The organism is Diaphorobacter sp. ED-3, assembly GCF_027625375.1.
Classification (GTDB): Bacteria; Pseudomonadota; Gammaproteobacteria; order Burkholderiales; family Burkholderiaceae_C; genus Diaphorobacter; species Diaphorobacter nitroreducens.
On the sequence record NZ_CP115182.1, the window covers coordinates 338,450 to 350,941 of the forward strand.

Consider the following 12,492-nt stretch of genomic DNA (forward strand, 5'->3'; position numbering starts at 1 on the left):
GGCTCCAACGGGAGCCTTCTTTTTTGATAGCTGCCAGCGCTCGACTGGCCTGCGTTTTAGGCCAATTTGGCCTTCAGCAAGTCGTTGACCTGCTGGGGGTTCGCCTTGCCCTTGCTGGCCTTCATCACCTGGCCTACGAGGGCGTTGAAGGCCTTGTCCTTGCCGGCCTTGTACTGTTCCACGTTGGCGGCGTTGGCGGCAATCACCTCGTCGATGATCTTCTCCAGCGCGCCCGTATCGTTCATCTGCTTGAGGCCCTTGGCCTCGATCACGGCGTCCACGTCATGGCCTTCGCCGCTCCACAAGGCTTCGAATACCTGGCGAGCGGCGTTGTTGCTGATGGTGCCGTCGTTGATGCGGCCGATGAGCGCCGCCAGTTGGGCGCTGTTCACCTTGGCCTGCTCCACACCGATCTCCTCGGCATTCAGGCGGCGCGAGATCTCGCCCATCACCCAGTTGGAGGCGAGCTTGGGCTGGCCGCAGCCCTTGGCGGCGTCCTCGAAATAGGCCGCCATGGCCTGGCTCTGCGTGAGCGTGGTGGCGTCGTACTCGGGCAGGCCGTACTGCTGCACGAAACGCGCGGCCATCGCGCGCGGCAGCTCGGGCATCTGGGCCCTGATGTCATCGATCCAGGGCGCGGCGATGCGCAGCGGCGGCAGGTCGGGGTCGGGAAAGTAGCGGTAGTCGGCCGCGTCTTCCTTGGTGCGCATGGCGCGCGTCTCGCCCGTGTCGGGGTCGAACAGCACGGTGGCCTGCTGGATCGCGCGGCCATCCTCGATCTCCTCGATCTGCCAGCGGATCTCGTAGTCGATCGCCTGCTGCATGCTCTTGAAGCTGTTGAGGTTCTTGATCTCACGGCGCGTGCCCAGGGGCTGGCCGGGCTTGCGCACCGAGACGTTGGCGTCGCAGCGGAAGCTGCCCTCCTGCATGTTGCCGTCGCAGATGCCGATCCAGGTCACGATCTTGTGCAGTTCCTTGGCGTAGGCCACGGCTTCTTCGCTGCTGCGGATGTCGGGCTCGGTCACGATCTCCAGCAGCGGCGTGCCCGCGCGGTTCAGGTCGATGCCCGACTGGCCCCCTCCACCCAATGAGGAGTCCTCGTGCAGCGACTTGCCCGCGTCTTCCTCCAGGTGGGCGCGCACCAGGCGCACGGTCTTCTTCTCATCGCCCAGATAGAAGGAGACTTCGCCGCCTTGCACCACCGGGATCTCGAACTGGCTGATCTGGTAGCCCTTGGGCAGATCCGGGTAGAAGTAATTCTTGCGCGCAAAAATGCTCTCTGGCGCAATGTGGGAGCCAAGGGCCAGTCCCAATTTAATAGCGCAGGCGACGGCCTCGCGGTTCATCACCGGCAGGGTGCCGGGCAGCGCCAGGTCCACGGCGCAGGCCTGGGTGTTGGGCTCGGCGCCAAAGGCGGTGCTGGCGCGGCTGAAGATCTTGCTGCGGGTGGCGAGCTGGGTGTGGGTCTCGAAGCCGATGACGACTTCGTAGCCCTGGATGAGTTTCGCGGTCATGGTCAGATGCCCTCCGGCGCACGGAGGTGGAAGTCGGTCGCCTGCTGCAGGCGGTGCGCGGCATTCAGCAGGCGGCCCTCCTGGAAGTAGTTGCCGATGAGCTGCAGGCCCACGGGCATGCCGCCCGCGCCAAAGCCGGCGGGCACGCTCATGCCGGGCAGGCCGGCCAGCGACGCGGGCAGGGTGAAGATGTCGGCCAGGTAATCGGCCAGCGGGTCGTTGCCGTGCTCGCCGAGCTTCCAGGCCACGCTGGGCGCCACGGGGCCGGCGATCAGGTCGCAATCCTTGAAGGCGTTCTGGAAGTCGTCCGCGATCATGCGGCGGATCTTCTGCGCCTGCAGGTAGTAGGCGTCGTAGTAGCCGTGCGAGAGCACGTAGGTGCCGATCATGATGCGGCGCTTGACCTCGTCGCCGAAGCCTTCGGCGCGGGTCTTCTTGTACATGTCCACCAGATCGGCGTAGTCCTTGGCGCGGTGGCCGAACTTCACGCCGTCAAAGCGCGAGAGGTTGGACGACGCCTCGGCCGGCGCAATGATGTAGTACACGGGGATCGACAGCTCCGTGCGCGGCAGGCTGATGGGCACCAGCTTGGCGCCGAGCTTCTCGTACTCCTTCAGTGCCGCATCGACGGCGGCGCGCACGTCGCCCGCCAGGCCGTCGCCGAAGAACTCGGCCGGGATGCCGATGCGCAGGCCGTCGATGGAGTCATTCAGCTGGGCGCTGAAATCCTCGGCCGGCACGTCCAGGCTGGTGGAGTCGCGGTCGGGGTCGGGGCCGCACATGGCCGACAGCAGCAGCGCGCAATCCTCGGCCGAGCGGGCCATCGGGCCAGCCTGGTCCAGGCTGGAGGCGAAGGCGATCATGCCGTAGCGGCTGGCGCGGCCGTAGGTGGGCTTGATGCCGGTGACGCCGCAAAACGATGCCGGCTGGCGGATGGAACCGCCGGTGTCCGTGCCGGTGACGGCCGGCGCCAGGCGCGCGGACACGGCCACGGCGCTGCCGCCCGAGGAGCCGCCGGGGATGCGGCTGGTGTCCCAGGGGTTGCGCACCGGTGCGGGGGCGTCGCAGCCCACGGGCGCCACGGCGGAGTTTTCGTTGGCCGAGCCCATGGCGAACTCGTCGCAGTTGAGCTTGCCCAGCGTCACGCAGCCGGCATCGGCCAGGCGAGTGACCACGGTGGCGTCGAACGGCGACTGGTAACCGGCCAGCATTTTCGATCCGGCGGTGCTGGGGAAGTCGCGGGTGACGAAGATGTCCTTGTGCGCGATCGGCACGCCGGCCAGCGGGGCAGCCGTGCCGGCGGCGAGGGCCGCGTCCTGCGCGCGGGCCTGCGCCAGGGTGGCGTCCTCGTTCATGGCGACGTAGGCGCCCAGGTTCTGGTGCTGGCGTGCGCGGGCCAGGAAATGCTGCGCGGCCTCGACGGCCGAGACCTGTTTGCTGCGCAGTGCGCTGGTCAGCTGTGCGATGCCCAGGTCGTGGAGTTCGGAGGAGGGGGTGTTGCTCATGCTGTCGTCCTCACTCGATGACCTTGGGCACCAGGAACAGGCCGCGCTCGACGGCCGGCGCGCTGCGCTGGTTGGCCTCGCGCTGGTCGGGCTCGCTGGCCACGTCCTCGCGCAGGCGCAGCTGCACATCCTGCACCACCGCCACCGGGTGCGACAGGGGGGCGATGCCATGGGTATCCACAGCCTGCATCTTCTCGACGATGCCGAAAAAACCGTTGAGTTGCGTGAGCATGCGCTCACTTTCGCCGGGGCTCAGTTCGAGCCGGGCCAGATTGGCGATGCGGCCGATATCCTGGGGTGTCAGTGCCATAGGGAAGAGGGACGGGCGGAAACCAGATGTAAAGCGGTTTCCCGGGCTCCGCCAGGGGGAGTTATTCACAGGGGATGCGTTATTATCCCGGCTTTGCCGCTAGACCTCCACATTGCCGGTCATTGTGCGAAAAAAGCCAACAAACACCCCCGTAATATCCGGCGACGGCAGGCCGACGTGCATGCCGTGCCTGAGAGGACCCCTGCATGTTCGGAGCTTTCCGTCGGTACTTCTCCACCGACCTGGCCATTGACCTTGGCACAGCCAACACCCTGATCTTCGCCCGCGACAAGGGCATCGTGCTCGACGAACCCTCCGTCGTCGCCATCCGCCACGAGGGCGGCCCGCATGGCAAGAAAGTGATCCAGGCCGTGGGCCACGAGGCCAAGGCCATGCTGGGCAAAGTGCCTGGCAACATCGACGCCATCCGCCCGATGAAGGACGGCGTGATTGCCGATTTCGTGATCACCGAGCAGATGATCAAGCAGTTCATCAAGATGGTGCATCCCCGCTCGGTGCTCACGCCCAGCCCGCGCATCATCATCTGCGTGCCCTGCGGCTCCACCCAGGTGGAGCGCCGCGCCATCAAGGACGCGGCCGAAGCGGCCGGCGCCACCGCCGTGTACCTGATCGAAGAGCCCATGGCCGCCGGTATCGGCGCGGGCCTGCCGGTATCCGAGGCCTCTGGCTCCATGGTGGTGGACATCGGCGGCGGCACCACCGAGGTCGGCGTGATCTCGCTGGGCGGCATGGTCTACAAGGGCAGCGTGCGCGTGGGTGGCGACAAGTTCGACGAATCCATCATCAATTACATCCGCCGCAACTACGGCATGCTGATCGGCGAGCCGACGGCCGAGGCCATCAAGAAGAACATCGGCTCTGCCTTCCCCGGCTCCGAGGTCAAGGAGATGGAGGTCAAGGGCCGCAACCTCTCCGAGGGCGTGCCGCGCAGCTTCACCATCTCGTCCAACGAGGTGCTGGAGGCCCTGACCGAGCCGCTCAACCAGATCGTCTCCGCCGTCAAGAACGCGCTGGAGCAGACCCCGCCGGAGCTGGGCGCCGACATTGCGGAGCGCGGCATGATGCTCACCGGCGGCGGCGCGCTACTGCGCGACCTGGACCGTTTGCTGGCCGAGGAAACCGGCCTGCCCGTATTGGTGGCCGAGGAGCCCCTGACCTGCGTGGTGCGCGGCTGCGGCATCGCGCTGGAGCGCATGGACCGCCAGGGCAGCATCTTCACCAGCGACTGAGCCCGAACCGCGCCTGACGAGCTGTCCGCATGCCACTGGGAACCCTGGACCGTTCGGCGCCGACGCTGTTCAAGCAGGGGCCATCGCCGCTCTCCCGCCTCACCCTCTACAGCGCCCTGGCGCTGTTTTTGATGGTGGCGGACGCACGCTTTCACCTGACAGAGCCGCTGCGCAAGGCCGTCTCCACGGCGCTGTACCCGCTGCAATGGCTGATGCTGCAGCCGGTGGAGTTCGCGGACAAGGGGGCTGGATACTTCCAGTCGCTGCAGGCCGCACAGCAGGGCATGGACGACGCGCAGCGCACCATGGCGCAAATGGCTGTGCGCGCCGGCGAGGCCGAGCAGCTGCTGCGCGAGAACGCCGAGCTGCGCCAGTTGCTGGCACTGCGCGAGCGCCTGACCACCGAGGCCACGGCCGCGCAAGTGATTTATGACACGGCAGACCCCTATACGCGGCGTGTGATGGTGGACCGTGGGCAGCTGGCAGGCGTGGAGCCGGGCTCGCCGGTGATGGATGCCTCGGGGGTGCTGGGGCAGGTCACGCGCGTGTTCCCCATGCTCAGCGAAGTCACGCTGCTCATCGACCGCGACCAGGCCATTCCTGTGCTCAACCTGCGCACCGGTGCACGCAGCGTGGCCTACGGCGACCCGGTGGCCGGGCATGGCGGAGGCATGGAGCTGCGCTTCACGCCGGGCAATGCGGATGTGCAGGAAGGCGACCTGCTCACCACCAGCGGCGTGGACGGCCTGTACCCCGCGGGCCTGCCGGTTGCGCGCGTGCTGCGCGTGGAGCGGCGCGCCGACTCCGCCTTTGCGCGCATCTACTGCGCTCCCGTGGCGCAGATGTACGGAGCGCGCCATGTGATGGTGCTCAAGCCAGTGGTGGCCGACCTGCCGCCGCGCCCCGAACCCGAGCCGGCGGCGCCCAAGCGCGGAGGCCGCAAATGATCATGCCCAAGGGCCAGCAGCTGCTGCTGCCCGTGAATCCGGTCTTCATCGCTGCCAGCCTGGTGGCCGCGCTGGCGCTGAACATGCTGCCACTGGGCCGCGTGGTCTGGACGCCCGACTGGGTCATGGTGCTGCTCGTGTTCTGGGGCATGCACCAGCCGCAGCGCGTGGGGCTGGGGGTGGCTTTCCTCATGGGGCTGTGCCTGGATGTGTACCAGTCTGCCCTGCTGGGCCAGCATGCGCTGGTGTACTGCCTGCTGATGTTCGGCGCGCAATACACGCACCGCCGGCTGCTGTGGTTCGGCCCGCTGCTGCAGGCGCTGCAACTGCTGCCGTTGTTCTTTGCGGCCCATGCGCTTGAACTGCTGCTGCGCGTAGCTATCGGCGGGGGCATCCTGCCGGGTTTCGAAGGCCTGGTGGCACCGCTGCTGGAGGCCGCCCTCTGGCCGCTGGCCAGCTGGGTGCTGCTGGCGCCCCAGCGCCGCCCGCCCGACCGCGATGAAAACCGGCCGCTGTGAGCGCGCAGGGGTGAAGGGCCGCTGCGGATGACCGAACTGCGCAATGCCGAGGCCGATGTCTGGCACTTTCGCCTGCGCGTGTTCGTCGTGGGCGTGGTGGTGCTGCTGGCATTCCTGCTGATCGTCGCGCGCCTGGTGGTGCTGCAGGTGGTGCGCCACGAGGACCTCGCGGACCAGGCCGAGAGCAACCGCACGGCGGTCGTGCCCATCGTGCCCAACCGCGGCCTCATCCTGGACCGCAACGGCGTGGTGCTGGCCACCAACTACTCGGCATACACGCTGGAGATCACGCCCTCGCGGACCATGGACCTGGAGGCAACGATCGACGCGCTGGCCGAGGTCGTGGACATCCAGCCGCGCGACCGGCGCCGCTTCAAGCGTCTGCGCGAGGAGTCGCGCAGCTTCGACTCCCTGCCCATTCGCACACGGCTGTCGGACGAAGAGGTGGCGCGCTTTGCGGCGCAGCGCTACCGCTTCCCCGGCGTGGACATCAAGGCGCGGCTGTTTCGCAACTACCCGCTGGGCGAGGTGGCGAGCCACGCCATCGGCTACATCGGCCGCATCAACCAGCGCGAAAAGGAGCGCATCGAGGACTCGGACGATGCGGCCAACTACCGCGGCACGGACTACATCGGCAAGCTGGGGGTGGAGCAGAGCTTCGAATCCACGCTCCACGGCCAGACGGGGTTCGAGCGCATGGAGACCTCGGCCGGCGGGCATGCCGTGCGGCGCCTGAACAGCCACCCGGCGACGCCGGGCAACACGGTGATGCTGTCGCTGGACATCAAGCTGCAAAAGCTGATCGAAGATATGTTCGGCGAGCGCCGCGGCGCTCTGGTAGCGCTGGACCCGCGCAACGGCGAGGTGCTGGCGCTGGTGTCCAAACCCACGTTCGACCCCAACCTGTTCGTCGAGGGCATCGACCAGGAAAACTGGCAGGCGCTCAACGAGTCCATCAACAAGCCACTGCTCAACCGCGCGCTGCGCGGCACCTACCCTCCCGGCTCCACCTACAAGCCCTTCATGGCGCTGGCCGCGCTGGAGCTGGGCAAGCGCACGGCGGGGCAGGTGTTCAACGACCCGGGCTATTACAACTATGGCGGGCGCACCTTCCGCAGTCACGAAGGCGGCCTGGGCGGCGTGGACATGCACCGCGCCATCCAGTATTCGAGCAACACCTATTTCTATTCGCTGGCCGTGGAGATGGGTGTGGACGCCATCCACGACTTCATGAAGCCGCTGGGCTTCGGGCAGATCACCGGCATCGACATCGGGGGCGAAGTGCGCGGCGTGCTGCCCAGCACCGAGTGGAAGCGCAACACCTACAAGCGCCCGGAGGCCAAGCGCTGGTACTCGGGCGAGACAGTGTCGCTGGGCATCGGCCAGGGCTACAACAACTTCACCATGCTGCAGCTGGCCGTGGCCGAGGCCACGCTGGCCAACGGCGGCACCCGCCACCGTCCGCACCTGATCAAGGCCGTGAAAGACCAGGTGGGCGGGCAGGTGACCGAGGTGCAGCAGCCCCCCGGCGAGCACCTGGGCTACAACCCCAAGCATGTGGCGATCGTGAACAACGCGCTGATGGCCGTGAACCAGGCGGGCACGGGGCGGCGCGTGTTCGCGGGCGCGCCCTACACCTCGGCGGGCAAAACCGGTACGGCGCAGGCGGTGAGCCTGGGGCAGAACGTGCGGTACAACGCCAAGCTGCTGGAGGAGCACCAGCGCGACCACTCCCTGTTTGCCGCGTTCGCACCCGTGGAGGAGCCCCGCATCGCCGTGGCCGTGATCGTGGAGAACGCGGGCTTTGGCGCGGCGGCGGCGGCGCCCATCGTGCGCCGCGTGTTCGACTACTGGCTGCTGGGCCAGTACCCGAGCGAGCAAGACCTGGCGGCCGTCTCCAAGGGGCAGGCCGGTGCTCCCATGGGCACGCCGCGCAACGCGGCGGACGTGCCGCTCGCGATGCCCTGAGGGCTCTTGCGCCCGATCAGGGTGCGGAAGGACGCGCCAGTGCGCGCGGCGGCGGCAACTGGCTCACCACCAGGGCGGCCACGATCAGCGCCGCGCCCGCCAGGCCGGCCGCGCCCAGGCGCTCGCCGATCAGCACCCAGGCCGTGGCGGCGGCAAACACCGGCTCCAGCCCGAAGACGATGGCGCTGCGCATGGCATCCACGCGCTGCTGGCCCCAGGCCTGCAGCGTCACCACCAGCACGCTGGCCACCACGCCCAGGTAGGCCAGCGCCGTCAGCGCGTGCGCCGGCAGGTCCGCCAGGGCCTGCAGCGATGTGGCGACCTCGCCATGGCGCGCGAGCAGCAGCACGCTGGCCGCGGCGAACATCACCAGCGCCTGCACCGCCGCCATGCGTGTGGCGCGCAGCGGCCGGGCCGCCGTGCGGCGCGCGCATTCCTCCAGCGTGAGGATGTAGATGGCATAGAACAGCGTGCTGGCGAGCGTCAGCGTGTCGCCCAGGTTCCACGGCTCGTTCTCGTGGAACATCAGCACCATGCCGGCCAACGCCATGGCGCAGGCCGCCCACAGCGCGGCGCCATAGCGCCGGCCCAGCACGGCCATGGCCAACAGCGGCACCACCAGCACGTTCAGCCCGGTGACGAACGCATTGCGGTTGCTGCTGGTGCGCGCCAGCCCCTCGATTTGCAGCCAGAACGCGAGGAACAGCAGGGCGCCCAGCAGCAGACCCCAGCGCAGTTCCGTGCGCCGCAGACCGCGCCACAGCGGCGCCAGGACCAGCAGCGCAATCGCGAAGCGGGCCCAGATGATCTGCAGCGCATCCAGGTGCGCGGACATCATCTTCATCGCAGGGAAGGTGGTGCCCCAGACGGCGACCACCAGCAGGAGGGCCAGCAGGCCCTGGCGTTCGGAACGCATGGCTTCTTCAAAAATGAGAGCTGTTGGCGCTTGTCTCAAAAGGATTCTGATATGTTTTCATATCGGAACCCAAGTACATCAAGCGCTGGCAGCTATGGTTTTATAAGCGGCCGCACCGTGCCGCCCGGCGGGTCAGTGGCTCATGCGCCCGATGAAGGAGCGGATGCGGTCGTTGGCCGGGTTGGAGAAGAACTCGGCCGGCGGCGCATCGTGGGCAATGCAGCCCTGGTCGAAGAACATCACGCGGTCCGCCACCTCGCGCGCGAAGCCCATCTCGTGCGTGACCACGATCATCGTCATGCCGCCGCGCGCCAGCTCGCGCATCACGTCCAGCACCTCCTGCACCATCTCGGGATCAAGGGCACTGGTGGGCTCGTCGAACAGCATCACCTTCGGCGCCATGGCCAGCGCGCGCGCAATCGCCACGCGCTGCTGCTGGCCGCCCGACAACTGCCAGGGGTACTTGTGCGCATGGTCCTGCATGCCCACGCGCTTGAGCAGGGCCATGGCCTTGTCGTTGGCCTCGCGGCGCGACGTGTGGCGGATGCGGCGCGGCGCCAGCGTCACGTTGTCCAGCACCGTCATGTGGCCGAACAGGTTGAACTGCTGGAACACCATGCCCACTTCGCTGCGCTGCAGCTGCAGCGTGCGCGGGTCGTCGGTGACCTCCACGCCGTCGATGGTGATGCTGCCGCTGTCATGCGGCTCCAGGCGGTTGATGGCGCGCAGCAGCGTGGACTTGCCCGAGCCCGAGGCGCCGATGATCACGGTGACCTCGCCCGTGCGGAACACGGTGGACACGCCCTTGAGCACCTCGTGGCTGCCGAAGGCCTTGCGCACGTCCTTGCACACGATGTAGGGATTGGCGGAAGCGGCGTGGCTCATTTCACACGCCCTTCGACGTCAAAGCGGTACTCGATGGCATGGGTGACCTGCGTCACCAGCGTGGTCAGGATCAGGTAGGTGATGGCCACCGTGGTCAACGTGGCCACGGGCTGGAAGGTGGCGGACTGGATGCGGTTGCCCACGTTGGTCAGCTCCACCACGCCGATGGCGTAGGCGAGCGACGAGTCCTTGAGCAGCGCCACGAAGTTGCTCACCAGCGGTGGCAGCGCGATCTTGAAGGCCTGGGGGAACACGACGTCGAAGAACACGTGCGTGCGCGACAGGCCGAGTGCTCGCGCGGCTTCGGTCTGCCCGCGCGGCACGGCCAGCAGGCCGGCGCGGATGGCCTCGGCGTTGTAGGCGCCCACGTTCAGACCCAGCGCCACCACGGCGGCGGCGAAGTCGGGCAGGTTCAGGCCCGGCACCAGCACGGGCAGCGCGAAGTACACGAACAGGATCTGCACCAGCAGCGGCGTGCCGCGGATCGCCCAGATGTAGAAGCTGGCCACCCAGCGCAGCCAGGCCAGGCGCGAGGTGCGCGCCAGCGCCGCGGCGGTGCCCAGCAGCAGGCCCACGGTGCCGCTGACCAGCGTCAGGTACAGCGTGGTGAGCGCGCCTTCGGAGAAGAGCTCCGCGTTGGAGCCGATGGGCTCAGGAAAGAAGGAGAGGAACTGGCCGAGCAGGGCGAGGACCAGCGCCATCAACACCAAAGCCGCCACCAGCGTTGCATTGCTGCGCTGGGTGCGGCTCCAGTGTGCGGGCCAGAGAGCGAGAAGCATGGGCAAAGCGGGCCGGACCCGCAGGCCCGGCGCAGTCGGTTACTTGCAGGTGACGTCTTCTTGGAAGTACTTCTGGGAGATCTTGCCCACAGTGCCGTCGGCGATCGCTTCCTTCAGCGCCTTGTTCCAGGCGTCGGCCAGGCCCTGGTTGCCCTTGGAGACGGCGGAGGCCACCTGCTCCACGAACAGCATGTCGCCCGTGCGGAAGCCCGCCTTGGGCGCCTTGGCCAGCATTTCCTTGGCCACGAAGCGGTCGGTCACCCAGGCGTCCACGCGCTTGGACGCCAGGGCGTTGCGCGCGGCTTCGTCGGTGGGGAAGTTCTTCACGTCCTTCACGCCGGGCACCTTCTTCACGGCGTCCAGGTAGGTGGTGCCGGTCTGCACGGCGACCACCTTGCCATTCAGGTCGGCGGCCTTGGCCACCTCGGGCTTCATCGACACGATGATGCCGCCCGAGCAGTAGTGCGGCAGCGTGAAGGTCACGGCCTTGGAGCGCTCGTCGGTGATGGCGTGCGAGGCGATCACCAGGTCCCAGCGGTCCTGGGCCAGGCCGGTCAGCAGCGCGTCGAAGCCGACGGTCTTCCACTCGTACTTCAGGCCCATCTTCTTGACCACGGCCTCGGCCACTTCGATCTCGTAGCCCGTGAGCTGCTTGCCCTTGAAGAAGTTGAACGGCGCGTACTGCCCCTCGGAGCCGAGGATGATGGTGCCGCTCTTCTGGATTTCTTCCAGGGGACGCGCCTGCACGACAACGGCGGCGCACAGCGCCACAGCAGTGGCCAGGGTCTTGAACATCTTCATAGGGAGTTCCTGCTTGCTTCAGGTACAAAAAATCCGGCATTGCGGATCACAAGCCGGAAACCAACGCCTGCGCAAGAAGCCCGGGTAAGGGCGGCGTCACGAGGCGGTCACATTATAGAGAGCGGCCCCTGGTGCGCCGCATTGACGCAAACCCGGGGGCCAGGGTCATTGCGGGCGCATCAGCGTGGACTTGCCGAACAGGCTCTCCAGCAGGTCCACGGCCAGCTCGGCCGTCTGGTTGCGCACGTCCAGCGCAGGGTTCAGCTCCACCAGGTCCGCCGAGCCGAGCGCACCGCAGTCGGCCAGCATCTCCATGCACAGCTGGGTCTCGCGGTAGGTCGGGCCGCCGCGCACGCCGGTGCCCACGCCCGGGGCCACCGACGGGTCCAGGCAATCCATGTCGAAGCTCACGTGCAGGTGCGTGTCCTGGTCCACGTCGGCCAGCGCGGCCTGCATCACCGCGCGCATGCCCAGCTCGTCGATGGTGCGCATGTCGTACACCTCGATGCCGTGCTCGTTGACGAAGCGCTTCTCGGTGGCATCCACGCTGCGCACGCCGATCAGCGTGATCTGCCCGGACTGCAGCGCCGGCGGCGCATCGGGGCCGGCCAGGCGCGTGAGCTGCGCCGGACCGTGGCCCAGCAGGCACGCCACAGGCATGCCGTGCAGGTTGCCGCTGGGGGAGGACTCGGGGGTGTTGGCGTCCGCGTGCGCGTCGAACCACAGCACCTTCAGCCGCCGCCCGCGCGCGCGGCAGTGCTGCGCCACGGCGCTGATGGAGCCGATGGCCAGGCAGTGGTCTCCGCCCATGAGCAGCGGCAACTGTCCCGCCTGCAGCGCGGCGTGCGTGGCTTCGTACACCGCCCGGTTCCAGGCCGCGACCTCGGCCAGGTGGCGAAAGCCGCTGGCGGGCTCGGCCTGCGGATTGCCGGGGCCGGCCAGGTTGCCCTGGTCGCGCACGTCGAAGCCGCGTGCCTGCATGGCCCGCGCGATGCCCGCGATGCGCAGCGCGTCGGGGCCCATGCTGGCGCCCAGCACGCTGGCGCCCACGTCGGTGGGGGCGCCGATCAGGGTCAGGGTCGTCATCGGGTCTCTCCTT

The 12,492-nt window shown here is 68.0% G+C and carries 12 protein-coding genes; 4 read left to right on the plus strand and 8 right to left on the minus strand.

All coding sequences use genetic code 11. The annotated features are described in order from the left end of the window. Positions 1-56: 56 nt before the first annotated feature. From gatB to gatC, 3 genes are read right to left on the minus strand one after another with little or no spacing between them, the layout of a single operon-like run. The gene (gene gatB, locus PCQ86_RS01630) at positions 57-1,514 is read right to left on the minus strand and encodes an Asp-tRNA(Asn)/Glu-tRNA(Gln) amidotransferase subunit GatB (protein ID WP_135149727.1); all 1,458 of its coding nucleotides are present in this window, start codon (positions 1,512-1,514) and stop codon (positions 57-59) included. A gap of 2 nt (positions 1,515-1,516) precedes the next feature. Continuing rightward, positions 1,517-3,019 carry an Asp-tRNA(Asn)/Glu-tRNA(Gln) amidotransferase subunit GatA gene (gene gatA, locus PCQ86_RS01635; RefSeq protein WP_103736826.1) on the minus strand — a complete coding sequence of 501 codons (1,503 nt, stop codon included), beginning with the start codon at positions 3,017-3,019 and terminating at the stop codon, positions 1,517-1,519. Positions 3,020-3,029: 10 nt separating this feature from the next. Beyond that, complete coding sequence (gene gatC / locus PCQ86_RS01640) at positions 3,030-3,329, minus strand: Asp-tRNA(Asn)/Glu-tRNA(Gln) amidotransferase subunit GatC (protein ID WP_088887854.1); 300 nt, start codon at positions 3,327-3,329, stop codon at positions 3,030-3,032. Between the two features lie 206 nt (positions 3,330-3,535). Between gatC and PCQ86_RS01645 the strand changes: the two genes are divergently transcribed. Genes PCQ86_RS01645 through mrdA form a run of 4 tightly spaced genes read left to right on the plus strand, consistent with a single transcriptional unit; the run spans position 3,536 to position 8,012 of the window. Then, complete coding sequence (locus tag PCQ86_RS01645; protein ID WP_135147851.1) at positions 3,536-4,579, plus strand: rod shape-determining protein; 1,044 nt, start codon at positions 3,536-3,538, stop codon at positions 4,577-4,579. A 29-nt stretch (positions 4,580-4,608) separates the two neighbouring features. Beyond that, positions 4,609-5,526, plus strand: coding sequence for a rod shape-determining protein MreC (gene mreC / locus PCQ86_RS01650; RefSeq protein WP_252101690.1), 918 nt, complete (start codon positions 4,609-4,611; stop codon positions 5,524-5,526). Further along, the gene (mreD, locus tag PCQ86_RS01655) at positions 5,523-6,044 is read left to right on the plus strand and encodes a rod shape-determining protein MreD (RefSeq protein WP_011803707.1); all 522 of its coding nucleotides are present in this window, start codon (positions 5,523-5,525) and stop codon (positions 6,042-6,044) included. Before mreC ends, mreD begins: the two co-directional genes overlap by 4 nt. A 27-nt stretch (positions 6,045-6,071) precedes the next feature. Further along, positions 6,072-8,012 (plus strand): penicillin-binding protein 2, encoded by a 1,941-nt coding sequence (gene mrdA, locus PCQ86_RS01660; protein ID WP_270174726.1) that lies wholly within the window; start codon positions 6,072-6,074, stop codon positions 8,010-8,012. Positions 8,013-8,028: 16 nt separating this feature from the next. Here mrdA and PCQ86_RS01665 read toward each other — a convergent pair whose 3' ends face one another. The 5 genes from PCQ86_RS01665 to rocF all read right to left on the minus strand — a co-directional run bounded on the left by PCQ86_RS01665 (position 8,029) and on the right by rocF (position 12,479). After that, on the minus strand, positions 8,029-8,928 hold the full coding sequence (locus tag PCQ86_RS01665; protein ID WP_270174727.1) for a DMT family transporter: 900 nt from the start codon (positions 8,926-8,928) through the stop codon (positions 8,029-8,031). Positions 8,929-9,060: 132 nt separating this feature from the next. Then, positions 9,061-9,813 carry an amino acid ABC transporter ATP-binding protein gene (locus PCQ86_RS01670; protein ID WP_011803710.1) on the minus strand — a complete coding sequence of 251 codons (753 nt, stop codon included), beginning with the start codon at positions 9,811-9,813 and terminating at the stop codon, positions 9,061-9,063. Next, a complete protein-coding gene (locus PCQ86_RS01675; protein WP_011803711.1) occupies positions 9,810-10,592 on the minus strand; it encodes an amino acid ABC transporter permease in 783 nt (260 codons plus the stop codon). The genes PCQ86_RS01670 and PCQ86_RS01675 overlap by 4 nt, the downstream gene beginning before the upstream one ends. A gap of 39 nt (positions 10,593-10,631) precedes the next feature. Continuing rightward, on the minus strand, positions 10,632-11,393 hold the full coding sequence (locus tag PCQ86_RS01680; protein WP_012655337.1) for an ABC transporter substrate-binding protein: 762 nt from the start codon (positions 11,391-11,393) through the stop codon (positions 10,632-10,634). 165 nt (positions 11,394-11,558) lie between these two features. Continuing rightward, complete coding sequence (gene rocF, locus PCQ86_RS01685; RefSeq protein ID WP_012655338.1) at positions 11,559-12,479, minus strand: arginase; 921 nt, start codon at positions 12,477-12,479, stop codon at positions 11,559-11,561. Positions 12,480-12,492: the final 13 nt, after the last annotated feature.